The following is a 24,719-nucleotide window of genomic DNA, read 5'->3' as shown; positions in this document are numbered from 1 at the left end:
GAGCGGTGTCGTGGCCGAGCCGGCGGTCGGTGGGTCAGCACTCCGGCCGTATTCGCCACTCGCGCACGAAGACGAACCAGTACAACGGAAGTGAGAGCGCGTAGAAAATCGCCCCGAAGAAGAGCCACAGGATGATGCCGATCAGCCCCGAATCGTGACCCACAACTGCGTTCGAGGCCCCTGCCCCGAGCGTTGCCGCTACACCTGCGATTAGTAGCGGAACCACGACATTCGAAATGAGCGTACCAATCGTGATCTGAGGACTACCGTTACGCGCCATGCGTTCGATAATTGAGCTTTCATGTTAAATGGTTCTAACCGCGTTATCTCACGCGAGGCGTACCACACGGATCAACGGCGATCGTCCACCACGGTCGGCCATACACCCGACGCCCCCGTCAGCCATACACGGTCGTTCGCGCAGGCGCGCATCGCCCGCGTACGGCGCGCACACCCGCGCTGTCTTGCGGTTTCGCCGAAACGGTTATGGGGGCGACCGGCGTAGCCCCGGCCGATGCGAACGCGAGCGACGGCCGGCGGAGGTGAGACGGCGTGGAACTGATCGTCACCGAGAAGGACAACGCGGCGAGGCGGATCGCGGAGATCCTGAGCGGCGGCTCGATGCAGTCGACGCGCGAGAGCGGCGTCAACGTCTACGAGTGGGGCGGGAAACGGTGCGTCGGGCTCTCCGGGCACGTCGTTGGCGTCGACTTCCCCCCGGAGTACGGCGACTGGCGGGACGTCGAACCCGTCGAGCTGATCGACGCGAGCGTCGAGAAGCGCCCGACGAAGGAGGACATCGTCTCGACGCTGCGGATCCTCGCCCGGCGGGCCGAGACGGTGACGATCGCGACCGACTACGACCGCGAGGGCGAACTCATCGGCAAGGAAGCTTACGAGATCGTCCGCGACGTCGACGAGGACGTCCCGATCCAGCGGGTGCGCTTCTCCTCGATCACCGAGAACGAGGTCACCCGCGCGTTCAACGAGCCGGAGTCGCTGGACTTCGACCTGGCGGCCGCTGGCGAGGCCCGCCAGATCATCGACCTCATCTGGGGCGCGTCGCTCACCCGCTTTCTCTCGCTGTCGGCCGGCCAGCTCGGCAACGACTTCATCTCCGTCGGCCGGGTCCAGAGTCCCACCCTGAAGCTGATCGTCGACCGCGAGCGCGAGATCGAGGCGTTCGACCCCGACGACTACTGGGAACTGTTCGCTGATCTCGCAAAAGACGGCGGCGCGGGCGACGCCTTCGACGCGCAGTACTACTACCTCGACGAGGACGACAACGAGGCCGAACGCGTCTGGGACGAGTCGGTCGCCGAGAGCGTCTTCGAGACGCTCGCGTCGGCGAGCGAGGCGACGGTCACCGACGTCAATCGCCGGACGCGAACCGACGCGCCGCCGGCCCCGTTCAACACCACGCAGTTCATCCGCGCGGCCAGCGCGATCGGCTACTCGGCCAAGCGCGCGATGTCGATCGCGGAGGACCTCTACACCGCGGGCTACATGACGTACCCGCGCACCGATAACACGGTCTACCCCGACGATCTCGACCCCGAAGCGCTGCTCGACGAGTTCGTCGGCCACCCAACGCTCGGGGAGAGTGCGGAAGACCTCCTCGATGCCGACGACGACCTCGTGGCCACGGAGGGCGACGAGGAGACGACCGACCACCCGCCGATCCACCCGACGGGCGAGATCCCCTCGCGCGGCGACGTCTCCGACGACGAGTGGGAGATCTTCGAACTCGTCGTCCGGCGGTTCTACGCGACGCTGGCCGAGGCGGCCCGCTGGGAACACCTCAAGGTGGTCGCCGACGTCGAGGACCACTCGCTCAAGGCCAACGGCAAACGGCTGGTCGAACCCGGCTACCACGCGGTCTACCCGTACTTCAACACCAGCGAGAACTTCGTTCCCGACGTCGACGAGGGCGAGACCCTCGCGCTCACCGACGCCGAGATCGAGGCCAAGCAGACGCAGCCGCCGCGACGCTACGGTCAATCCCGGCTGATCGAGACCATGGAGGACATGGGGATCGGCACGAAGTCGACGCGGCACAATATTGTAGAAAAGCTATACGAACGCGGCTACGTCGAGGACGATCCGCCGCGACCGACGAAGCTCGCGATGGCCGTCGTCGACGCGGCCGAGCAGTTCGCCGACGAGGTCGTCAGCGAGGAGATGACCGCCCAGCTCGAAGCCGACATGGACGCCATCGCCTCCGGCGAGGCCACGCTGGACGACGTCACCGAGGAGTCCCGGGAGATGCTCGAGGAGATCTTCGCGGAACTGGCCGACTCGCGCGAGGAGATCGGCGACCACCTCCGCCAGTCGCTCAAGGACGACAAGCGCCTGGGGCCGTGTCCGGAGTGCGGCGAGGATCTGCTCGTCCGGCGGAGCCGCTACGGTTCGTACTTCGTCGGCTGCGACGGCTACCCCGACTGCGAGTACACCCTCCAGCTCCCGTCGACCGGCAAGCCCCACATCCTCGAGGAGACCTGCGACGAGCACGACCTCAAGGAGATCAAGATGCTCGCCGGGCGCCAGACGTTCGTCCACGGCTGTCCGCAGTGCGCCGCGGACGACGCCGGCGAGGGACCGCTGATCGGTGACTGTCCCGAGTGCCACGACGAGCACGGCGGTGAACTCGCGATCAAGACCCTACAAAGCGGGTCACGACTGGTCGGCTGTACGCGCTACCCCGACTGCGACTACTCGCTCCCGCTGCCCCGCCGGGGGGAGATCGAAGTCACGGACGAGCGCTGCGACGAGCACGACCTGCCCGAACTCGTCGTCCACAACGATGACGACGACCCCTGGGAACTGGGCTGTCCGATCTGCAACTACCGCGAGTACCAGGCTCGCGAGGCCGAAAGCGGCTCCGACCTCGAATCGCTCGACGGTATCGGCGCGAAGACCGCGGAGAAACTGGCCGAAGCCGGCATCGAGAGCGTCGACGACCTCTCCGAGGCCGACCCGGACGCAATCGCGTCCGACGTCGACGGTGTCAGCGCCGACAGCGTGCGAAGCTGGCAGGCCAAGGCCTGAACACCGTTCACGGTGGCGGTGCAGTCGGACGGTCGCATACACCGGAACAGCTCGAATTCGTTCCGCTTCGCCGCCACCGGGACATTTTTGATCGCGTCGCGCCGAGACGGCCACGTGTTCGAGTCGGTCGGTACGCTCGTCGTCGGCGCGATCTTCGGCCTGGCGCTCGCGGCGCCGCCGGGGCCGATGAACGCCATCATCGCCGAGGAGAGCGTGCTCCGGGGCTGGGTCCCCGGCTTTACGGCCGGGCTCGGGGCGTTCACCGCGGACGCCCTGTTCTTCGTCCTCACGCTGGTCGGCGTCGTCACCGTGATCGACGCGCAGCCGGCGATCCGCCCGCTGCTGTACCTGTTCGGCGGCCTCCTCATGTGTTACTTCGCGATCGACGCGTTCCGGAGCGCCCGCAAGGCGTTCGCCTCGCGCATCGAGGACGACGCCGGCGCCGCAGCTGGGTTCAAAAAGACGTTCGTCCTCGCCGCGACGAACCCCTATCAGATCGGGTTCTGGGTGACGGTCGGCGTAGGACTGCTGAAGGAGGGGACCCTCGACGTCTTCTCCCACGTACCGCTGGTGGGAACCGACCTCGCCGGCACGCTCGTCGTCGAAACCGGCTCGCCGACGCTCCTGATCGGCTTCTTCGGCGGGATCGTCGTCTGGATCGTCGTCTTTCCCGCCACGCTGGTCGAGGTGGGCGACAGGGTCGACGAACTCGCGCCGGTCATCGCGACGCTCAGCGGCGTCGTCCTCGCCGGGTTCGGCGCCCTCTTCCTCGGCCTCGGGGCGTCAGGGCTGCTGTAATCGATCACAAAACATCGGTCGGGGTCGCCGTTCGCTCGGATCGACCGTCCGCTCAGCCCAGAACGTACCTGAGCCGCGGGAACCGCTCGATCAGTCGTCGATCGCCGACGCGGAGGCGCTCGATGTAGGCGTCGAGTCCGGCCATCCGACCGGCCGCGAACGCCCCGAGCGCGAGGAAGACGAACGCGTAGACCAGCGTCGAGTCGAACAGCGCCAGCCAGTCGCCGGCCCACCCGCCGAGGTAGAACAGGACCATCTGCACGGCCCCGCCCAGCGCGGCGAGTCGGACGAACGCACCCGTGAGCAGCGCGACGCCGATCAGGAGCTGCGTCGCCGGTACGATCACGTTGATCGCCTCGAGCACGACGGGCGTCCCGGCCATCGTCGCGTAGAGTCCGCTGACCGGGCTCGCCGGGTCGACACCGTGGACGAGGAAGCCGCTCGCGTCGAACGGCCACTCGCTCACCTTACCGAGGCCGGCGAACAGCATCACGCCGCCCATCACGAGTCGGAGCGCCACGATCGTCACCGCGCTGAGCGCGTGGGGCCGGCCGTTGATGGAGAGTCTGCCGTACTGGGCCTCGAGTCGGTTTCGGGTCGTCGTTGACATCGTCCTTGCACCTCTACGTATACAGGTAGGACCCCCGCGTACCTATACGGAAACGGCGGTTCCCGCGGAAGGAGAACGATTGCCAAACGCTGGGAGCGATCGCACCCGAATCGAGTGCGAGTAGAACCGGTTCGGTTACAATCGGTATCGGATCGAGCGGGGCAGTGACCGAATGGACACCGACCGATTCGGCGAACGCGTCACTCGCCCATGCCGGCGATCTCGTCTTCGAGCCACTCGCGGAACCACTTGACGCGCTTGAGTCGCCGGTGGGCGATGTCCGTCGCCGTCTGGCTCTCGACGCGCTCCGCGGCGTCGACCCCGCGTTCGAGAACGCGCGAAACCATCTCGTCGGCGTCCATGTGGACCCGCGACTCGTAGCCCATCCGCAGGAGCATCAGCGCGGTGCCGTTTGCGCCGACCTTGTCGAGGAGGTCCGCCTCGATCAGACACTGCGTCTCGAGGGGCAGGTCGGTGACCGGTCCCTGGTAGGAGTGGTTCTCGACGGCCCGACAGACCTGGTCCACGAACGAACTCGGGTAGTCGCCCTGGGCGGCGAGGTACTCGCGTGCGATGCGGGCACCGGCCTCGGCGTGGCGATCTTGCGCGGTCTCGAGTTTGGCCACGTCGTGAAAGATCGCCGCGGTCCGGGTCACGTCGACGTTCGCTCCCTCCGCCTGCGCGATGTCGGCCGCCAGCTCGGCGACGTTGCGGATGTGATTGTGCCGGTACTCGGCGGAGTGCCAGGGGTACCAGCGCATCCGGCCGCCGTCGTCTTCCTTCTCGACGCTGGCGGAGAGGTACTCGAAGACGAATCGCTCCATCTCGGCGTACTCGGCCTCGCTGATCTCCGGTTCGGTTATTTCGACGCCCACGAGAGATCCCTCCGATAGACACGAACGACGTTCATTGTGGGGATATTCGTCAGTTTCACTCTTTAGCCTTTGGTTCGCGTCGGAACGCGAGTCCTCGCGAAGAACGGCGATCCGATCGCGGTCCGGCCACGCGAACGCGCCACGGGAACGACGATCCGATGACCGTCGGCCGAGACGACCGGCTGGCGGACGCTGTCGGTGTTCGATCGCGACATTCCGTTAGAGTCAAACGCCATGCCAGTGAAATCTCGGCCATGAGTACCGACGCGGAGGGCCGATCGATCCGCTGTCTCGTCGCGAAGGTCGGCCTCGACGGACACGATCGGGGCGCCCACGTCATCGCCCGCGCGTTCCGCGACGCCGGGTTCGAAGTGATCTACTCCGGGCTCCACAACGCGCCCGAGGAGATCGTCCAGGCGGCCGTCCAGGAGGACGTCGACGTCCTCGGGATCTCGATCCTCTCGGGGGCGCACAACACGCTCGTGCCGAAGATCATGGACGGCCTGGAATCCTACGGGGCCGCGGATGACACGCTCGTCCTCGTCGGCGGCGTGATCCCCGAGGAGGATCGCCAGGGCCTCGAGGACGAGGGCGTCGCCGCCATCTTCGGACCGGGCACGTCGATCGAGGAGACGATCGAGTTCGTCCGCGAGAACGCACCGGAGCGATGAGCGGACGCGACGCAGGCGAGGACGCACGCGCCGGTTCGGGAGACGAACGCGCCGAACTGGACGAGCTGCTGAACGCGCTCCTCGACGGCGAGTATCGCGCACTGGCCCGGGTCATCTCGAAGATCGAGAACCGCGCTCCCGGGTATCGGCGGCTCGTCTCCGATCTGTACGCCCACACCGGCAACGCAGACGTTATCGGGGTCACCGGCTCGCCCGGCGCCGGCAAGTCGACGCTCGTCGACAAACTCGCGGAGACCTACCGCGACGACGGGCAGTCGGTCGGGATCGTCGCGATCGATCCCTCCTCGCCCTTTTCCGGCGGGTCGGTCCTCGGCGACCGCATCCGAATGGCCTCGACGGTCGGCGACATGGACGTCTTCGTCCGCTCGATGAGCGCGCGGGGGACCCTCGGCGGGCTCTCGACCGCGACGGCGGACGCCGTCAAAGCGATGGACGCCTTCGGGATGGACACGATCATCATCGAGACCGTCGGCGCCGGCCAGAACGAGATCGACGTCGTCCGCACCGCCGACACCGTCGCCGTCCTCGTTCCGCCGGGGTCGGGCGACGCGGTCCAGACGCTGAAGGCCGGCATTCTCGAGATCGCGGACGTCTTCGTCGTCAACAAGGCCGATCGCGACGGCGCCGACCGGACCGTCCAGGAACTCACGGAGATGATCGAGCTCGGCGAGGGCCCCACGTTCGGCGTGCAGGCGGGCCACCACGGTCCCGACGCGATGGCCGATGCCGACGGGACGGCTGCCGGCGACCGACACCCGGACGAGGGGTCGTGGCGGCCGTCGATCGTCGAAACGATCGCGACCGATGGCGAGGGCGTCGCCGACCTCATCGACGCGATCGAGGCCCACCGACGGTACCTCGACGAGTCGGGCGAACGGACGACGCGAACGCGTCGACGCCACGCCGAGGAGATCAGGACGCTGCTCCGGGCGGACCTGCACGACCTCCTGGAGGACGAACTCGGGCGGATCGGCGGCATCGACGACCTCGCGGCCGCCGTCGATCGGGGAGAGACCGACCCGTACACGATCGCCGACGACGTCCTCGACCCCGTCGAGCGCTGTCTCGGCGAGCTGGAGGCGCCGGATCGAGCGGAGTGAAATACGGCTGTCGGCCAACCTGTTCGACGGATAGAGGGCGGACTGATTATCGGGGTTCGAAGGCGACCTGGCGCTCGCCGGTGGTCACCGTCTCCGTCGTGGAGAGCGTGACCGGCATGCCGATGTCGACGGTGTCCGGATCGGCGTCGACGACGCGACCCGTGACCCGGACGGGGCCGAGGTCGACGATCGCCGTCGCGTAAGGGGCGTCGTCTGCGAACGCCGGGGTGGGGACGTGCACCACGGTGACGGACTCGACGACGCCGTCGATCGAGAGCGATTCTCGCTCGATCGCGTCGCTCCCGCAGTCCGGGCAGACGGTCCGGGGCGGGAGCGAGCCGTGTCCGTTCTCGCACGCGAGGTAGTACGGGTCGCCCGACTCGAGCGCGTCGAGCCAGTCGTCGAACCCGGCGTCCCTCGCGCCGTCGTCGCTCATTCGACCACCTCCAGGACGTGAACCACGCAGGAGGCGACGGTCCCACCCGCGTTGTGTGCCGCGGCGACGTCCCCGTCGACGGCGTCGCTGTGCGGATGATCGCCGCGGAGCAACCGGGTCAGTTCGACGATCTGGGAGGCGCCGGTCGCCCCGACCGGGTGGCCCTTGGCCTTCAATCCGCCGGAGAGGTTGACGGGAACCGGTCCGTCGGCGGTCGTGTAGCCCTCGCGCGCGGCCGAGATACCTTCCCCCAGTTCGGCGATCCCCAGCGACTCGATGGCGAGCACCTCCGCGATCGTGAAGCAGTCGTGGACCTCCGCCGCAGCCACGTCCTCGGCGGTGACGCCCGCATCGTCGTAGGCAGCGGCGGCCGCCTCGTCCGCCGCCGGCGAGCGGGCCAGGTACTCGCGGTCGTGCAACGCCATCCGATCGCCGCCCTGTCCGAAGCCCGTGATCCCGACCCGCGCCTCGATATCGGTTGCGGCCGCGTACTCCTCGCTGACGAGGACGAGCGCGGCGGCGCCGTCGGAGATGGGACAGGCGTCGTAGAGGCCGAGCGGTTCGGCCACCGACGGCGCCTCCAGGACGTCCCCGACGGTGATCGCGCGCTGGAACTGGGCCTTCTCGTTTTCGAGCGCGTTCTCGTGGTTCTTCACCGCGATGTGCGCGAGATCTTCGCGACTCCCACCGTACCGGTCGAAATACGCGCGAGCCATGAGCCCGTAGGCGCCGGGGAACGTGACGCCGGCGCGGACCTCCCACAGATCGTCGGCCGCGATGGCCAGCGCTTCCGTCGCACCGGCGGTGCCCAGATTCGTCATCCGCTCGGCGCCGCCGACGAGACAGACGTCGCACTCGCCGTGTCGAATGCTGGTGACGGCGTCTTTGATCGCGGTCGCCGCCGAGGCACACGCCGATTCGTACCGCGTCGCCGGCGCCCGCACGCCGGCGGCCTCGGCCATCAACGGCCCCTGGTGACCCTGGTGCTCCGCGAGTTCGCCCATGAAATTCCCGTACCGCACCGACTCGACGTCGGTTCGCGGTACCGAACAGTCCTCGAACGCTGCCGCCGCGGCGTCGGCGAACAGCGCACGACCAGTCCGGTCTGGCGTACTCCCGAACGGAGTCAATCCGACGCCGGCGACTCGTACACCGCTCATGCGAGGCGATAATCGGCCGAACGATTAATACCTCGTGGTTCCCGTCCCCGACGAACTCGAATACGGTCTCGACGAATACGCGGCCGACCGAACGCGCAGAGCGCTCCGTCACGCCGGTTCGCCGCCGAAGCGGCTCGCGGGCGGTAGGCCGTCAACCTTACTTTCATAAAAAGGGAAACGATCCGAACTAATTAATGAATTTTGACGTGGGTAATTCCCCGAGACCGAATGATTAACGGAGAGCATAGTCCGTGTTCAGGAATCGCAGCGCTTCGGTAGATATTTACGAGATGTCTGACAATGCCCGCCCATGTCCGATACTGCAGATCGGCAAGATGTGGATAGCAAGCGTCGGCAAATGCTCGCCCTCCTTGGTGGGAGTGCGTCGGTGGGACTCGCCGGCTGTTCGGCCCTCTTCGGCGACGGTGACGACGGCGAAGACGGCGAGGACGGCGGCGACGGTAGTGACGGCAGCGATGGGAGTGACGGCAGTGACGGCGAAGACGGCGAAGACGGTGAAGACGGCGGTGACGAGCAGGAGTTCGCGACGCCGGCAGACAAGGCCCAGGCCGCGTGGGACTTCGTTACGGAGAACACCGGTCCGGACGCGGAGGAAGAGCGCAACGAGCGCTACGTGGACATGGAGGAGGCCGCCCGCGAAGCCGCCGTGTGGCACCCCCAGTTCCACCAAAAGACCCGTCGGTACTGGTACGACGTCGTCGATGTGCCGCGGACCGGCGTTCTCGGCACCCGGTACATGCAGCACAACGAGACGACGGTCGACCGCTCCGACAATCAGCTCAACGAACAGATCAACACGTTCAGCACGCTCGACCCGATCACGTCGACCGACGTCTACTCCGGACGGGTCATTCACCAGATTTACGACAAGCTGACGAACTTCCGCAACGGCACGCTGGAAATCGAGAACGTTCTCGTCGAGAACTTCGAGTCGAACGAGGACAACACCGTCCTCACCTTCGAGCTCAAGCAGGGCGTCCAGTTCCACGACGGATCGGAGTTCACGGCCGAGGACGTCGTGTACACGATGCGACGCGCCGCCGAATCGCCGAACAGCCTGATGACCAGCTTCGTCATCTCCATGCCCGTCGGAATGGGCCTCCAGTACGAGGAGGGCGAGGAAGGTGGCGTTGCGCCGGGTTCCCTCGGTGTCGAGGCCGTCGACGACTACACGGTCGAGATGTCGCTGCAGAACCCGCACCCGAACCCGCTCGAGATCCTCTCTTACAGCTCGTACGTCATGACGCCGGCCGGGCTGGTCGACGACGTCCCCAACGTGGACGGGGAGTACACGCAGTCGCAGATGTCGACGGGCGAAGCGGCCAACGGGACCGGCCCCTTCATCCTCGAGAGCTTCACGCAGGAAGAGGACGTCCAGCTGTCCGCGTACGACAACTACCACGGCAGCGGTCCGGAGCTCGACGCGATCAATTACATGATCGTCGAACAGCCGGAACCGATCTGGACGAACGTCGTCGAGCAGAACTTCGACATCTTCCCGATCCCGACCAACGTCTTCAACCCGGACCAGCAGACCGTCGAGACGACGGACGATCTCGACCGGGAGGTCGGAACGTACCAGATCGAAGAGAACGGAGAGACCGTCAATTACCTCGGCATCGATGCGCTTGCGGTCTCCTACTACGCGTTCAACGTCGCAAACACGCCGGAGGCCGTCCGAAAGGCCGTCGGCTACGTGATGAACCGCCAGGAGATCGTCGACAACTTCTACAAAGGAGTTCCCACTCCGGCGTTCAGCTTCACGCCGCCGTCGATCTGGCCGACCGGTGACGAAGGCCACCAGGAATTCGTCGACAACCACCCCTACAGCGCCAACGAGACCGACATCGAGGGCGCCACGCAGGTCCTCGAGGAGGCGGGCTTCACGCCCGACGATCCGTACGAACTCACGATCAGTACGGCCGACGACGCCACGGCGATCAACGTCGCCGAGAACATCCAGTCGAAGCTCAACGGGACCGGCGTCAACGCCAGCGTGGAGCCGACGCAGTTCAGTACGCTGATTCAGCAGGGGTACGACGGCAGCCTCGAGATGTATGGGATCGGCTGGGGATGGAGCTTCCCGATCGCCGCCTACGGTCTCTACCCGCTCGAGCCGAAGAACACCGACACGAGCGGCATGCCCGGCGAGAACAACGGCTACTACATGGACTGGCAGACGAACCTCGAAGACGAAGCCTAGGTACCGCATCGCTGTTCGGGAGCGCCTATTTCGTCCGATTCCCGGTTCGATCGCATCGTTTTCGTGTCCGTGCAAACCGGCTATGAGGCCGTCGGGGGCGGGCAAAAGTAAGAAATTTCCACTGATTATATCTCAAAGAATTCGAAGGCCCCGACTCCGTTCTTTGGACTCGTATAAATCTTGCCAGGCAATAACAGAACGTTTACAACCGTTCCGTCGAAGTCAAAAATGAGACGGATGCACAAAGGAAAGGGCACACGGGAAGGAAGGGGCGCACGACATCGACTGGTGGGTGACGGTGTATGAGTCGGTGGGGCTACTTCTTCAAACGGCTACTCCTCTCGATACCGGTCCTGTTCCTAGTCATGACGTTCATTTTCGTCATGCTCCGGATGGGGCCGATCGATCCGGTATCTGCAATACTTGGTCCGAATCGTCAACCCGGAGCTGCCGAGGCCTTGCGGCGACAGATGGGGCTCAACGATCCGCTCTGGCGGCAGTATATCGACTTCATAGCGAGTTTCCTGACGGGCGATCTAGGCCAATCGGAAGTCATCAGACAAGGCCAAGAGGTGACGGAGATAATCGCCCAGTCGGGGCCGCCGACGCTCTGGCTCGGATTCTGGGCAATTCTACTTCCGATATTTATCGGCATCCCGCTCGGCCTCTACGCGGGACTCAATCCGAACACCAAGGGCGATTACACGGCGTCGATCAGCGCGATCCTCTGGCAAGCGATGCCGAACTTCTGGCTGTCGATCATGCTCATTTTCGCGCTCCGACAGACACACAACGGCGGCGGCCCGTTCGGTTTCGACTGGTACACACTCGGGCCCGACATTTCCAGCGTTGCGGGGACGCCCGATCTCGACTTCTATTCGACCGGCTGGACCGAGATCCTCGGCGTGATTCCCTCGCCGCTGACGATCGACTGGGGTGCCTTTGCCGCCGAGGTAAAGTTCATCCTTCCGGCCGCAATCGTGCTCGGATCGGCGTCGATGGCCGTCGAAACGCGGATCGGCCGCACGGCAGTCCTCGAGAATATCAATTCGAACTACGTCGAGACGGCTCGAGCGAAGGGACTCACTGAACGTGTCATCATCTGGAAGCACGTCTTCCGCAATGCGCTGATCCCGCTCGTGCCGGTCATCATGAACGAGGCGTACATTCTGATCGGCGGCTCGGTCATCATCGAGTATATCTTCAATATCAACGGACTCGGGAGCATCTTCTTCGACGCGATGACGGAGGGTGACCTGAATCTCGCCGGCGGGTTGCTCTTCTTCTACACGGTGATCATCATCGGGATGAACGTACTACAGGACCTGCTCTACACGATAATCGATCCGCGCGTGGGGTACGAACAATGAGTGACCCAACGACGACGGAGGCGAACGATCGGTCAGTTGCGGCCAGGAATAGTCTCCGCGAGCGCATTCTCGAGAATCCGCGACCCGCGCTCGTCTGGTTCGGCGTATTCGCGTTCCTGATACTGATCGAATTGCCGAAGTACGCCGGATCAGTCGGCGGGTTGACAGGGGCCGTATCGTTCACGCTGGACGGTATCAAACAGATCCCCGGTTGGATCGGCGGAAACGTCGGCGACGGCATCGCGTCGGCGGTGTCGGCGATCGGGATGAGCGGCGTGAGCGAACCGGTGAATACGATCGCGAGCGCCTTCGCACACGACCTGATCGTGATCGGAATCCTGTTCGTCGTCGCCACGCTCATCTCCGGGTACGTCCTCCCGTGGCACGTCGCGGATCGATTCGGTCTCGACCTGACCCGACGGGGACGAGTGTATCTCGACAGGCTCTTCGTGACCGGCATACTGACGGTGCTAACCGGACTCCTGGCGTTTACACCGCTCGGCGGAATCGTATCGAGCGAATTGAGTTTCTGGGGGTCGATCTTCGAGTCGATCGGCGAGTTGCCGTCGCTGACCGATCGCAACGTCATCGACAACGTCGGCCATCGATCGCCGACCGGGAGCGGCTGGGAAGGGACCTTCCTCGGTCTTTCGCCCAAGTGGGCCTGGGTGCTCAGGGTGGTGGTGGTCTACGCGTACGCTTTCGCACTGCTCGCGTGGCTCTGGAAGGGATACAACGTCTTCCGGGAGCACTATCGGGAGGCCGACTGGACGCCCCGAGACGACACGATTCGCCGGTTCCGAGGCCACACGTGGGGCATGTTCGGCTTGGTCGTCGTCGTGATGTTCGTCGTTCTCGGATTTTGGGCTCCGACGATCAGTCCGGTGACGGCCGAAACGGGGATCTACGGGTCATATCAACACGAATTCCAGTACCTTTCGGACGGAGAGGTCGTCTCGTCGACCCACGGAGCGGCGAACGTAAATAGCCACTCGACCGGTGGCAGTTCGGACGTCGGTCCCTGGAGTTACGACGACTACGGACGCTGGCAGCCGGCCGGAACGACGCCGAACGGCCACAACATGATGACCCACCTGGCATACGGTGCCCAGACATCGCTGATAATCGGGATCGTTTCGATCAGTCTCGGCGGTCTGATCGCCCTGCTGTTCTCGTTGATCAGTGCCTACTACAAGGGGGTTGCAGACACCCTCGTCGTGATGGCGAGCGACACGATCATCTCGATTCCCGCGTTCCTCCTCGTGATGATGATCTCGGTGCTGTTCAACCAGAGTGATCACCCGTTGTCCGAGCCGATGGACGGTGGATTGCTGCTCGCGCTCATCTTCGGCTTCGTCTTCTGGCCGAGCCTGTGGCGGTCCATCCGCGGGCCCTCGCTGCAGGTGGCCGAAGAAGAGTGGATCGACGCCGCGAAGAGCTACGGCCAGCGACCGCTGACGACGATGCGCAAGCACATGGCGCCGTACGTGGCCGGATACATGCTGATCTACGCGTCGCTGATCCTCGGTGGGATCATCATCACGACGGCAGCCCTCTCGTTCCTCGGGCTGGGAATCAATCCACCGACCCCAGAGTGGGGTCGACTCATCGCCTCGGGACAGCCGTATCTCTCCCAGGGAGCGTGGCACATCTCCACCATCTCCGGACTGATGATCGTCCTGGTCGTCCTGGCGTTTAACGCACTTGGCGACGGCTTGCGCGACGCGATCGATCCGGAGGCGGATATCGAAAGTGGAGAGGGAGGCGCAGCTGCCGGAGGTGGTGGCTAATGTCCATGGAATCACCAATCGAATCGAGCGACTCGACGGCGGAACCGATCATCTCGGTGAACAACCTCCAGACGGCCTTCTTCACCGAGAAGGAGACCATCCGGGCGGTCGACGGCATCTCGTTCGAGATCCACCCCGGCGAGACGGTCGGAATCGTCGGCGAGTCCGGCTCGGGAAAGAGCGTCACCGCACGCTCGCTCATGGGACTGGTCGACTCGCCGGGGCGAGTGTTGCAGGGGAGTACGGTTCGGTTCAACCACCTGGACACCGTCCAGGCGTACGCCGAACAGTTCCCGGATCGAACCGCAGACATCGGACGGCTCTCCGAAACCTACGATCCCGAATCGGTCTTCGACCACCCGTCCGTCGAGGCGACGCCGGGCGAGTTCGGATTCGACCGGGAAGCCGACGTTCCCCTGGAGGTGCTGGTGGGAGCCGGCTTCACCGAGCCGTTCGACGGCGTCAGCGACGACGATTTCGTCTTCGTCGTCGACGGCGATCCGGAGACCCCAGCGTCGATCACGAACGGATTCGTCGAAATCACCAACCTGTCGGGCGAATCCCAGCGGCTCATGCGCGGCGGCCGGATCGCCATGATCTTCCAGGATCCGCTGACGAGTCTCAATCCCGTCTACACCGTCGGGAACCAGATCAAGGAGGCGCTCAAACTCCATCAGGGACTCACCGGAGAGGAGGCGACCCAGGAAGCGGCCAACCTGCTCGAAGCGGTCGGGATCCCAGACGCCCGCCGGCGCGTGACCGAGTATCCCCACCAGTTCTCGGGCGGCATGCGCCAGCGGGCCGTGATCGCGATGGCGCTGGCCTGCGAACCGGATATGCTCATCTGTGACGAACCGACGACGGCGCTCGACGTGACGATTCAGGCACAGATACTCGATTTACTCCGCGAGATCCAGGACGACCGCGACGTCGGAATCATGTTCATTACCCACGACATGGGCGTCATCGCCGACGTTACTGACCGGGTCAACGTCATGTACGCCGGCGAGATCGTCGAATCGGCGGACGTCGAGACGCTCTTCGCGGAGCCGAAGCATCCCTACACGAACGGCCTCCTTCGAGCGATCCCCGGAACCCAGACCGGCGATCGACTCGAGACGATCGAGGGGAACGTGCCGACGCCGAACGAGAAGGCGACGTACTGTCGGTTCCAGCCGCGCTGTCCGAAAGCGTTCGAGGAGTGCTCCGTCGTCCACCCGTCGTCCGTTCCGGTCGATACGGAGACCGACGATCACACGGCCGCTTGCCTGCTGTATCCCGAGGACATGTCCACCGAGCGTGCGGTCAACCTGCACCAGCAGCACGGATACGCCACCGACGATTCCGGCACGAGCGGCGGAGGTGAGTACGAATGAGTCAAGAAACCGTTTCGACCGACACGGCCGCGGCGACGGAAGCGAGCGAGACGATGATCGAGGTCGACGAATTGAAGACGTACTACGAGAGCGGCGGCCTCCTGGGTGGCACCCCCGTCAAGGCGGTCGACGGCGTCACGTTCGACATCAACCGCGGCGAAACGCTCGGCCTGGTTGGCGAATCAGGCTGCGGGAAGACGACCCTCGGTCGGACGCTGATCCAACTCGAGGAAGCCACCGACGGCGAGATCCGCTTCGACGGGAAGGACATCACGACGCTCACCCGGGACGAGCTGTACGAGTGGCGAAAGAACGCCCAGATGGTGTTCCAGGATCCGGATTCGAGTCTCAACGACCGGATGACCATCGGGGAGATCGTCCGGGAGCCCCTCGACGTCCACGAGGTCGGCACCCCGCAGGAACGCCAACGGAAGGTCAAGGAACTCCTCGCCACGGTCGGCCTCCAGCGGGAACACTACTTCCGCTACCCGCACCAGTTCTCCGGCGGGCAGCGCCAGCGCATCGGTATCGCGCGGACGCTCGCGCTCGAACCGGAGTTCATCGTCCTCGACGAACCGGTCTCGGCGCTCGACGTCTCCGTGCAGGCCGAAATCATCAACCTCCTCGAGGACTTACAGGAGGAGTTCGGACTCACCTACCTCTTCATCGCCCACGACCTCTCAGTCGTCCGGCACATCTGCGATCGCGTCGCCGTGATGTACCTGGGCAACATCATGGAGATCGGCCCGACGGAGGAGCTGTTCAGTGACCCGGCGAACCCGTACACGCACGCGCTCCTGTCCGCGATTCCCGAGCCCGACCCGACGGCTCGCGGCGACCGGATCACCCTTCACGGAACGCCGCCGAACCCGCGGTATCCGCCGGCCGGCTGTCCGTTCAGCACGCGATGCCCGGCCCACATCAAGCCGGAGCAGTTCGAAGGGGTCGACGACGACGTCTGGACGCGCGTCGTCCAGTTCCGTGAAGTGCTCAACGAACGAGCGCGGGCGGATCGATCGATCAGGGAGCGTGTCCGCGAACGAATCGGTCGCGAGACGCGGTTCGGAACGATCGAAGAGACCATCGAGGATCTCTTCGGCGATCTCGACATCCCGCCGAACGTTCAGTCCGAGATCGACGAGATCGCGGACATCGCACGCGACAGAAGCGAGGCCGCCGCCGTCGAACGGTTCAACGAGGTTTTCGGCAGTATCTGCGACCAGGAAGAGCCGGAATACTTCGACGTCTCCGGCACCGACCACCAGAGTTTCTGCCACCGACACGGGTCGGACTTCCAGGATCCCGAGCCGATCATCGAGGCCCGCCACGGGTAAGCATGGGCGTCCCTCGAACGCTCTGGACCCGGCTCCGGCGACGGATTCCAGCCTGGATCGACGCGATCACCTACGCACTCGTCCTCGGTGGCTTGCTCACCGCCGGGGCGCTCCTCGTCGCACTCGGAGCCGGTGGCGATCTCACGACGGTCAAGTACCTGCTCTTCGGTGCCGGCTGGGTCCTACTCGCGATCGCGACCGTTCGGCTGTGGCCGTCCCGGGGCGGTGATCCCGAGCCGAGCGATGATTTCGATCGGTCGATTGGATCGCCGGGGCGCGTCCAGCGACTCGCAGACGACGCCCCGCCGGCCAGGTGGGTCCGGCAACCGACGCCACACGAGCGGCTCTCGAGCGCCTCGAAGCAGTTTCTGGCTGCGATTATCACGCTGGCCATCTCGATCCTTCTCGAGGTCGGAATCGGCGCGTAGCCGTATTCCGTGGGGCCCGAACCGAGCGCAACCGTCGGTACGGCGTCGAGAGCGACTCGAAAAGAGTTATCCGCGCGCCCGCTCGAGTGCGGATATGACCGAGAACGGGTCGACGGATCCCCGCATGGACCGACTCCAGTCGCAGTCCGACGTGCACATCGAGGCCTACAAGCAACTCCTCGCGGAGGTAGACCAGCTCGCAGCCGATCGCGAGGACGACGGCTGGGAAGTTCTCACGCTCTCGCCCAATCACACGAACATGCTCTCGACCGACGACGACCGGGACTGGTGGGGCTTCAGCCACATCGTGGGCGGTAGCGACGCCGAGGCGTTCGAGGACTTCTACGATGCTGACGCGTTCACCGAATATCTCGCCTACGGTCGACAGGTCGAGGGTTACATGTACCTCGTGACGGAACTCATCGATCCGACGGACGAACGCACGGTTCTGATCGCCAGCCGGTACGACCGACGACTGGCGAAGGGGGTCGTCAACAGTGCCAAGTCGGAAGGCGTCCTCTACACGCACGTCCAGACGATCGACGGGACCATCGTCGGGAGTTTCGAACACGAGGAGTACGGCCCGCTACTCGGCGAACCGACCGAGTAACGGCTGCCACTGGTGCTAACCCGGCCCGTCGATCCGCGCAGCGTTCCGAGAGCCGCCCGGCACAGGAGAAGGGTGCTCTGTCGTGTTCCGTAATCCGCGCGTTTTTACACCGGGGATTTGAATCGGCTGTATGGCAGATCACACGCTCGACGAACCCCGCGTCGCCGAACTGACCGAGACGAGCGGCGTCCCCGGCTACGAAGATCGGATTCGCGACCTCGTACGCGAGGACCTCGAAGAAACGGTCGATCGCGTGCGAACCGACGCGATGGGCAACGTCGTCGGGACGATCGAGGGGGACAGTTCGTACTCGGTCGCCGTCGCCGCCCACATGGACGAGATCGGCTTCATGGTGAGTCACGTCGAGGGCGAAGACGAAGGCAACGGCTTCCTCGAACTCGAGGCGCTCGGCGGCTGGGATCCCCGGGTGCTGGCGGCCCAGCGGGTGACCGTCCACACCGAGGCCGGTGACCTGCCGGGCATCATCGGCTCGCCGCCCCCGCACACGCTCGACGAAGCGGACCGCGAGGCGACGCCGGACGTCGACGACGTCTCCGTCGACCTCGGGCTTCCCTACGAGGAGGTGACCGAGCGCGTCTCGCCGGGCGACCTAGTGACGATGGAGCAGTCGACGAAAGTCGTCGGCGAGACGATCACCGGAAAGGCCCTCGACGACCGCATCTGTCTCTACGCCATGCTCGAGGCCGCCCGGGCGATCGAGGATCCGGCGGTGACGATTCACTTCTGTGCGACCGTCCAGGAGGAGGTAGGTCTGCGCGGGGCGCGGGCCCTCGGCGTCGACGTCGATCCGGACTTGGCGATCGCGCTCGACGTTACGGTTGCGAACGACGTCCCCGACTTCGACGAGGGCGAGCACGTCACCCGCCTCGGCGATGGCGCGGCGATCAAGCTCAAGGACGGAAGCGTCATCACGAGCCCGAGGGTGCACCGACGGCTGCGCGACGTCGCCGAAACGGAAGCGATCGACCACCAGTTCGAGATCCTGCCGTCGGGCGGCACCGACACGGCCGGCTTTCAGCACACCCACGGCGCCAAGCCCGTCGGCGCGATCTCCGTCCCGACGCGGTACCTCCACACCGTCACGGAGACGGCCCACCGCGACGACGTCGGGGCCACCGTCGACCTGCTCACCGCCTTCCTGGAGAGCGAAACCGGCGACCACGAGTACTCGTACTGAGGTGACGGAAACGGCGTTCAATCCGGTCGCCGGCAGCGCTCGCGGACGCGAACGGGTGCCGTCAGCCCGGCGTTTCGTGGACCGTCAACTCGATCTCGCGCGGCCGTCCCTCGACGTCGGCGACGAGCCGTTCGAGGACGCGCTCGGCCTCGTCGTACAGTTTCGGGCGCACGCGGTCGATCACCCACCCCAGCGAGACCAGTCGCGGCAGGCTGATCGCGTCCGGGTCGGCAGTGTGCGGGTCGTACGTCGCCTCGAAGAACAGCCGCGTCGCCGCGCCGTCGTCGCCGTCCGCCGACGCGATCGGTTCCAGGCGCCACTCGCCGGCCGCGTCGAGGTCCGCCGTCAGGCGCCAGCCGAGACGCTCCGGCGGTTCGATCTCGGTGACGGTCGAGCGGACCGCGTAGGACAGCTTCCACCAGGAGAAGTGTAGTTCGTAGTCCGTGCCGACGCCGCCGTCCCCGTCGACGGTGACGCGATCCAGGTGCGAGGCGTAGGCCGGGTAGTCCTCGAACGAGGCGACCGCCTCGAAGACGGCCGCCGGTTCGCGATAGACGTCGGTGCTGACGAGGATCCGTTCCACATACGCCCGGTCGGGCCGCACCGAGAAAATTCTCTCGACCGGGACCGAGGTGCGGACGGTGACGGAGCGGCCGCGGGATCGACACGCGCCGTTCGAACCATCCTCCGCCGGATCGACACCATTGACTGGGTGCGCGACCGATCGGATCCTATGTACGATATCGCGATCGTCGGTGGCGGCGTGGCCGGCCGCAGCGCCGGCATCTTCACGGCCCGCGCCGGACTGGAAACCGTGATTCTCTCCGCCGACGAGTCCATCCTCGCGCGCAACGCCCACCTCGAGAACTACCCGGGCTTCCCTGGCGGCGTCGACGCCAGAACGTACCTTGAGCTCCTTCGCGAGCAGGCCGCGGAGGCGGGGTGTACGACCGTGGCGGACCGCATCGTCGCGGTCACGCCGCGGGCCGAGAATCCGTCGGTCACGCCACGGGAGGACGGATCGCCGGAGGCGGGGTTCGTACTCGAGGGCGAGAACGAGAGCTACGCGGCGCGCCGAGTGATCGCAGCCTCGTGGCCAGACAGCGAGTACCTCACGCCGCTGGACGTGGGCCGACGCCAGCGCGGGAGCAAGCACGTCGTCCAGACCGCCGAGACTGGACGGACGGCGGTCGACGGCGTCTACGCGGCCGGACGGATCGCGGACGAGCCCCACCAGGCGATCGTCGCGGCGGGTCACGGGAGCAAAGTTGCCCTCGCAGCCGTCCAGGACAGCGAGACGGCGTTCTACCACGACTGGGTCGCGCCCGCGGGCTACTTCACCGGCCGCGACCGCGACGTGCCGCCGGCCTGCGAGGAGATCGACGACGCGGAACGCCGGCGTCGCGACGAACGCGCCCGAGAACGGTTGCGCGACGCGCTCGCCGAGCCGAACGACGAGCGCCCGACGATGCACCCGAACGTCGACCGAGACTGAGTCGCGCCCGTCGACAAGTGACACTCGGTTCGGCGACGGCAGCGCCCGGTCCGCCGGAGGCAGGCCAGCCCGCGGCGACGATCGGGCGTCACACTCCGGGCGGCGTTTCTTCCCCGCGGCCGCCGAAGGGAGCCCATGACCCGCGTCGCGATCACCGGCGGAACCGGTAACGTCGGCGGGCAGGCCGTCGAGGCGCTCGCCGACCACGAGACGACGATCATCGCGCGGAGCGACCACGAGGACTACGACGTCGTTCGGCTCGACGTCGCGGATCGGGATCGATTCGTCGCGGTGCTCGACGGTCACGACGTGCTCGTCCACCTCGCGGCCAACCCCTCGCCGTTCGCCGACTGGGACGACGTCGTCGAGCCGAACATCGAGGGGACGTACAACGCCTATTACGCCGCCCTCGAGTGCGGCGTCGACCGCGTGGTCTTCGCGAGTACGAATCACGTCGCCCACATGTACAACGCGGCCGACCCGTCCGAACCGGAGTCCCTCGTCGAGGACCCGCGGCCGGTCACGCCGGACGATCCGCCGCGACCCGATTCATACTACGGGGTGAGCAAGGTGACGGGCGAGGCGCTCGGCAATTACGTGGCGGACCGACACGGGCTGACGGTCCTGAACCTGCGCATCGGCTGGCTGCTGAGCGAGGCGGACCTCGCCGAGACCCAGGCGGAGGCCGACGACCACGCCCGCTTCGCCCGCGCGATGTACCTCAGTCCGCGCGACTGTCGCGACGCCATCCGGCGCGCCGTCACCGCACCGATCGCCGACTCGCCGCTGACCTGTCACGTCGTTTCGCGAAACGACGACCGCTACTTCTCGCTGCTCGAGGCGACGACCGGCTTCGGCTACCGTCCCCGGGACAATTCGAGCGAGGTCCTCGACGACGGATAAGCGATCCGCGGGTGGCCACGCCGCACTCAAGGTTCCCCACCGGGGAAGGTACCGCGCGCGGCGCCCGTACGGCAACGGTTAACCCCGATCCGCCCGAACGTCGGGTCATGTCGATGTTGGACGACGTCTCGGTCGCCCTCGGGGTGACGGGGTCGATCGCCGCCGTGAAGACGGTCGAACTCGCCCACGAGCTCAGACGGCGGGGCGCGTCGGTGCGAGCGGTGATGACGGACAGCGCAGCGGGGATCGTCCACCCGGACGCCGTCGCGTACGCGACCGACGACGCGGTCGTCACGGAACTGACGGGCGGCGTCGAGCACGTCGAACTCTGCGGGACTGACGGCTGGGCCGACGTCCTCCTGATCGCGCCCGCGACGGCCAACACCGTGGGCAAGCTCGCGGCCGCTGTCGACGACACCCCCGTGACGACGACGGCGACGACGGCCATCGGCGCCGGCGTCCCGGTCGTCGTCGCGCCCGCGATGCACGAGCCGATGTACGACCACCCGGGCGTCCTCGAGGCGATCGAGACCGTCGAGTCGTGGGGCGTCGCGTTCGTCGAGCCCCGCGTCGAGGAGGGAAAGGCGAAGATCGCGACCGAGGCGTCGATCTGTACGGCCGTCGCCCGCGCGGCCGGCGATCGGCCGCTCGAGGGGAGCCACGTCGTCGTCACCGCGGGCGCGACGAGCGAGCCGATCGATCCGGTCCGGGTCATCACGAACGGAGCGTCCGGGCGGATGGGCCGGGCCGTCGCCCGCGCGTGCTACGCCATGGGCGCCTCGGTGACGCTCGTCCACGGCCCCGTCGGCCCGCACCCGGTCGATCGCCCCTCGACGCCCGCCGACGGATCGATCGACTACGCCACCCTCCGGACGATCTCGACTACCGCGGAGATGGTCGAGGCGACGCGAGCGGCGGCGACCGACGCGGACGCGCTCGTCTCCGCGGCCGCGATCGGCGACTACACGACGACCGCGGCCGAGGAGAAACTGCGCTCGGGTCAGTCGCGAACCCTCGAACTCGAACCGACCGAGAAGCTCATCGACGCCGTTCGCGAGGCCGACCCGTCGCTCCCGATCGTCGGGTTCAAAGCAGAGACGACCGGCGACGAGGCGGCGATGATCGACGCCGCCCGCGGCGTGCTCGAACGCGTCGACCTGGCGTTCGTCGTGGCCAACGACGCGAGCGCGATGGGGGCCGAGGAGACGCGGGCGTTGCTCGTCCACGCGGACGACGTCGCCAGGTACGTCGGCGACAAGGACGGCCTCGCCCGCGAGATCGCGACCGCCCTCGCGGTCGTCCTCGACGCGAACGCCGACGCGCCGGTGTGAGCGTCGGACGGTCGGTTCCGACTTACCGTCACAGGGAACACAGTTAAGACAGCGAGATCCTCCGTCGGATCGACTAGTCACGAACGTTATATAGGTCGCGTTCGTGGCCCAAATTGAATGGAAGGAGAATCGCCCACGACTGGCCCACTCCGCTGGTGATCTACATGCTACCGGACCGTCCGCAAACGGAGTTCCTGTCGAAAGGTGAGGTGTTCGAAGTCCTCCGAAACCAGCGTCGCCGGTACGTCCTGCAGTACCTGAAACAGGACGATCGACCGGTCGAGCTCGGTGATCTCGCCCAGCAGGTCGCCGCCTGGGAGTACGAAACGACCCTCGAGGATGTGACGCCCGAACAGCGAAAGCGCGTCTACACGACCTTACAGCAGACTCACCTCCCGAAGATGGACGAGGCGGAGATCCTCTCGTTCGACTCGGACGCTGGAGTCATCGAATCGACCGACCAGACGGGGAACGTGAGCGTCTACCTCGAAATCGTCCCCGGTCACGAGTTCGCCTGGCGCGAACTCTACCTCTCGCTGGGCGCCGTGAGCTGTGCACTCGTCGCCGTGATCTGGGGGAACGTCTACCCGTTCACGACGATCCCGACGATCGCCTGGACCGCGCTCATCGCGGTGACGTTTACGGTGACCGCCGGCGCGCACATCTACCACGAACGGAACATGCGCCTCGGGTACGGAAGCAAGCCGCCGGAACTCGCCTACGGCAGCGACGACTGACGGACTCGGCACCCGGCGGCGGACTCCCCGCTCGTCGCAACTCCCGTCGCGTCTACGTGGGTCGCTCGCGCGATCGACGCGAGTTACCTCGGTTCCATCGAGCACGTGCGGGTGCGCAGGGCGGAATCGCGCTCGCATCGTCAGCTTTTACTCCGTCTCGGAAGCACTCTCGGCATGGATCAACTGGAGCGGTCACTGCGCGAGGCCCCCATCGTCGAGAAAGACGACGGATACCAGTACTTCGTCCACCCCGTCAGCGACGGCGTCCCCAAACTCGATCCGGGCTTGCTCCGCGAGATCGTCATCCGGATCATCCGGAAGGCTCGCCTCGACGAGGTCGACCGGATCGTCACGCCGGCGGCGATGGGCATTCACATCTCGACGGCCGTCTCGCTCATGACCGACCTTCCCCTGACGGTCATCCGCAAGCGGGAGTACGGACTCGACGGCGAGGTCGCGATCGCACAGCGGACCGGCTACTCGGAGAACGAGATGTACATCAACGACGTGCGGGCCGACGAACGGGTCCTCGTCCTCGACGACGTGCTCTCGACCGGCGGGACGCTGGCCTCGGTGCTCGCCGCGCTCGACGAGATCGGCGCGGAGGTCGTCGACACCGTCGCCGTCATCAAGAAAGTCGGCGGCGAGAACGCGGTCGACGACGCGGGCTACCACGTCAAGACGCTCGTCAACGTCGACGTCGTCGACGGCGAGGTCGTCATCGTCGACGCCGACGGCGACGACTGAGCGGCGATCGCCCGCGCGTTCGATCGACCGGTTCGCGACCGAACCGACACTCATTCGCTCACCACTGCATGATGGAAAACTGGTAGACGAGCCCCAGCACAAACGAGATCGCGATGGTGATCAGCGCGAAGGCGACCGCCACGTTGCCGAGCGGTTGGACGCCGAGCCAGGCCGCAGTGACCCCGACGATCGCGAGGGCGAGCGCCAGGACGCCGAGGCCGACGCCGATCGATCCGCCCAGTTCGACCAGCCACGGTGGGTCGGCGTCCTCGACGGTCGTCGACGGCGCCAGATCCGAGATCGTCCCCCCGAGTATCTCCTCGCCGGGCTGGCGTCCCGACTCGTCGGTCGGGAAGTCAGCCGACGCGTCGGCTCCGGACTCGTCGGTCGGGAAGTCAGCCGACGCGTCGGCTCCGGACCCGTCGGACTGATCCGTCTTATCGGCCGTCATACCCGT

24 protein-coding genes are annotated in these 24,719 nt (G+C 66.0%); 17 read left to right on the top strand and 7 right to left on the bottom strand.

The window, feature by feature from the left end; translation table 11 throughout:
• Window positions 1-34: 34 nt before the first annotated feature.
• Window positions 35-280, bottom strand: a complete 246-nt coding sequence (locus MXA07_RS08185; RefSeq protein ID WP_247731552.1) for a hypothetical protein — start codon at window positions 278-280, stop codon at window positions 35-37.
• A 272-nt stretch (window positions 281-552) separates the two neighbouring features.
• Between MXA07_RS08185 and MXA07_RS08180 the strand changes: the two genes are divergently transcribed.
• Window positions 553-3,048, top strand: a complete 2,496-nt coding sequence (locus MXA07_RS08180; protein WP_247731551.1) for a DNA topoisomerase I — start codon at window positions 553-555, stop codon at window positions 3,046-3,048.
• Between the two features lie 114 nt (window positions 3,049-3,162).
• Window positions 3,163-3,846: a LysE family translocator gene (locus MXA07_RS08175; protein ID WP_247731550.1), complete on the top strand. Its 684-nt coding sequence runs from the start codon at window positions 3,163-3,165 to the stop codon at window positions 3,844-3,846.
• Between the two features lie 52 nt (window positions 3,847-3,898).
• On the opposite strand, the gene MXA07_RS08170 is transcribed toward MXA07_RS08175, so the two are convergent.
• On the bottom strand, window positions 3,899-4,456 hold the full coding sequence (locus tag MXA07_RS08170; RefSeq protein WP_247731549.1) for a DoxX family protein: 558 nt from the start codon (window positions 4,454-4,456) through the stop codon (window positions 3,899-3,901).
• A gap of 200 nt (window positions 4,457-4,656) precedes the next feature.
• Window positions 4,657-5,331 carry an HD domain-containing protein gene (locus MXA07_RS08165; protein ID WP_247731548.1) on the bottom strand — a complete coding sequence of 225 codons (675 nt, stop codon included), beginning with the start codon at window positions 5,329-5,331 and terminating at the stop codon, window positions 4,657-4,659.
• Window positions 5,332-5,585: 254 nt separating this feature from the next.
• Here MXA07_RS08165 and MXA07_RS08160 point away from each other — a divergent pair, with 254 nt between their 5' ends.
• Both MXA07_RS08160 and meaB read left to right on the top strand, forming a co-directional pair.
• On the top strand, window positions 5,586-6,002 hold the full coding sequence (locus MXA07_RS08160) for a cobalamin B12-binding domain-containing protein (RefSeq protein WP_247731547.1): 417 nt from the start codon (window positions 5,586-5,588) through the stop codon (window positions 6,000-6,002).
• The gene (meaB, locus tag MXA07_RS08155; protein WP_247731546.1) at window positions 5,999-7,123 is read left to right on the top strand and encodes a methylmalonyl Co-A mutase-associated GTPase MeaB; all 1,125 of its coding nucleotides are present in this window, start codon (window positions 5,999-6,001) and stop codon (window positions 7,121-7,123) included. Before MXA07_RS08160 ends, meaB begins: the two co-directional genes overlap by 4 nt.
• A gap of 46 nt (window positions 7,124-7,169) precedes the next feature.
• Here the strand turns inward: meaB and MXA07_RS08150 are convergent, their stop codons facing one another.
• Both MXA07_RS08150 and MXA07_RS08145 read right to left on the bottom strand, forming a co-directional pair.
• Window positions 7,170-7,559: a Zn-ribbon domain-containing OB-fold protein gene (locus tag MXA07_RS08150; protein WP_247731545.1), complete on the bottom strand. Its 390-nt coding sequence runs from the start codon at window positions 7,557-7,559 to the stop codon at window positions 7,170-7,172.
• On the bottom strand, window positions 7,556-8,719 hold the full coding sequence (locus tag MXA07_RS08145; RefSeq protein WP_247731544.1) for a thiolase C-terminal domain-containing protein: 1,164 nt from the start codon (window positions 8,717-8,719) through the stop codon (window positions 7,556-7,558). Before MXA07_RS08145 ends, MXA07_RS08150 begins: the two co-directional genes overlap by 4 nt.
• 310 nt (window positions 8,720-9,029) lie before the next feature.
• On the opposite strand from MXA07_RS08145, the gene MXA07_RS08140 reads away from it, so the two are divergent.
• From MXA07_RS08140 to MXA07_RS08105, 8 genes are all read left to right on the top strand, one after another.
• Entirely contained in the window at window positions 9,030-10,943 is a 1,914-nt protein-coding gene (locus tag MXA07_RS08140; RefSeq protein WP_247731543.1) for an ABC transporter substrate-binding protein, read from the top strand.
• Between the two features lie 302 nt (window positions 10,944-11,245).
• Window positions 11,246-12,313 carry an ABC transporter permease gene (locus MXA07_RS08135; RefSeq protein ID WP_247731542.1) on the top strand — a complete coding sequence of 356 codons (1,068 nt, stop codon included), beginning with the start codon at window positions 11,246-11,248 and terminating at the stop codon, window positions 12,311-12,313.
• Window positions 12,310-14,103 (top strand): ABC transporter permease, encoded by a 1,794-nt coding sequence (locus MXA07_RS08130; RefSeq protein WP_247731541.1) that lies wholly within the window; start codon window positions 12,310-12,312, stop codon window positions 14,101-14,103. Before MXA07_RS08135 ends, MXA07_RS08130 begins: the two co-directional genes overlap by 4 nt.
• Window positions 14,103-15,479, top strand: coding sequence for an ABC transporter ATP-binding protein (locus MXA07_RS08125; protein WP_247731540.1), 1,377 nt, complete (start codon window positions 14,103-14,105; stop codon window positions 15,477-15,479). Before MXA07_RS08130 ends, MXA07_RS08125 begins: the two co-directional genes overlap by 1 nt.
• Entirely contained in the window at window positions 15,476-16,813 is a 1,338-nt protein-coding gene (locus MXA07_RS08120) for an ABC transporter ATP-binding protein (protein ID WP_247731539.1), read from the top strand. Before MXA07_RS08125 ends, MXA07_RS08120 begins: the two co-directional genes overlap by 4 nt.
• 2 nt (window positions 16,814-16,815) lie before the next feature.
• On the top strand, window positions 16,816-17,241 hold the full coding sequence (locus MXA07_RS08115; RefSeq protein ID WP_247731538.1) for a DUF7555 family protein: 426 nt from the start codon (window positions 16,816-16,818) through the stop codon (window positions 17,239-17,241).
• Between the two features lie 94 nt (window positions 17,242-17,335).
• A complete protein-coding gene (locus MXA07_RS08110; protein WP_247731537.1) occupies window positions 17,336-17,851 on the top strand; it encodes a DUF7529 family protein in 516 nt (171 codons plus the stop codon).
• A gap of 130 nt (window positions 17,852-17,981) precedes the next feature.
• Window positions 17,982-19,049: a M42 family metallopeptidase gene (locus tag MXA07_RS08105; RefSeq protein WP_247731536.1), complete on the top strand. Its 1,068-nt coding sequence runs from the start codon at window positions 17,982-17,984 to the stop codon at window positions 19,047-19,049.
• 61 nt (window positions 19,050-19,110) lie between these two features.
• Here MXA07_RS08105 and MXA07_RS08100 read toward each other — a convergent pair whose 3' ends face one another.
• A complete protein-coding gene (locus MXA07_RS08100; RefSeq protein ID WP_247731535.1) occupies window positions 19,111-19,632 on the bottom strand; it encodes an SRPBCC family protein in 522 nt (173 codons plus the stop codon).
• Window positions 19,633-19,782: 150 nt separating this feature from the next.
• On the opposite strand from MXA07_RS08100, the gene MXA07_RS08095 reads away from it, so the two are divergent.
• The 5 genes from MXA07_RS08095 (at window position 19,783) to hpt (ending at window position 24,262) form a co-directional block, all read left to right on the top strand.
• Window positions 19,783-20,544: an NAD(P)/FAD-dependent oxidoreductase gene (locus tag MXA07_RS08095; protein WP_247731534.1), complete on the top strand. Its 762-nt coding sequence runs from the start codon at window positions 19,783-19,785 to the stop codon at window positions 20,542-20,544.
• A 135-nt stretch (window positions 20,545-20,679) separates the two neighbouring features.
• Complete coding sequence (locus MXA07_RS08090; RefSeq protein ID WP_247731533.1) at window positions 20,680-21,447, top strand: NAD-dependent epimerase/dehydratase family protein; 768 nt, start codon at window positions 20,680-20,682, stop codon at window positions 21,445-21,447.
• A 113-nt stretch (window positions 21,448-21,560) separates the two neighbouring features.
• Window positions 21,561-22,778: a bifunctional phosphopantothenoylcysteine decarboxylase/phosphopantothenate--cysteine ligase CoaBC gene (gene coaBC, locus MXA07_RS08085; protein ID WP_247731727.1), complete on the top strand. Its 1,218-nt coding sequence runs from the start codon at window positions 21,561-21,563 to the stop codon at window positions 22,776-22,778.
• Between the two features lie 164 nt (window positions 22,779-22,942).
• Window positions 22,943-23,515, top strand: coding sequence for a DUF7344 domain-containing protein (locus MXA07_RS08080; RefSeq protein ID WP_247731532.1), 573 nt, complete (start codon window positions 22,943-22,945; stop codon window positions 23,513-23,515).
• A 174-nt stretch (window positions 23,516-23,689) separates the two neighbouring features.
• A complete protein-coding gene (gene hpt / locus MXA07_RS08075; RefSeq protein ID WP_247731531.1) occupies window positions 23,690-24,262 on the top strand; it encodes a hypoxanthine/guanine phosphoribosyltransferase in 573 nt (190 codons plus the stop codon).
• A 58-nt stretch (window positions 24,263-24,320) separates the two neighbouring features.
• Here the strand turns inward: hpt and MXA07_RS08070 are convergent, their stop codons facing one another.
• Window positions 24,321-24,713 carry a hypothetical protein gene (locus MXA07_RS08070; RefSeq protein WP_247731530.1) on the bottom strand — a complete coding sequence of 131 codons (393 nt, stop codon included), beginning with the start codon at window positions 24,711-24,713 and terminating at the stop codon, window positions 24,321-24,323.
• Window positions 24,714-24,719 lie beyond the last annotated feature (6 nt).

Origin of the sequence: Halovivax limisalsi, from assembly GCF_023093535.1 — an archaeon.
Taxonomy (GTDB): Archaea; Halobacteriota; Halobacteria; order Halobacteriales; family Natrialbaceae; genus Halovivax; species Halovivax limisalsi.
Note: the sequence above shows the minus strand (reverse complement) of the source record. Positions and strands in the feature narration are given on the sequence as shown.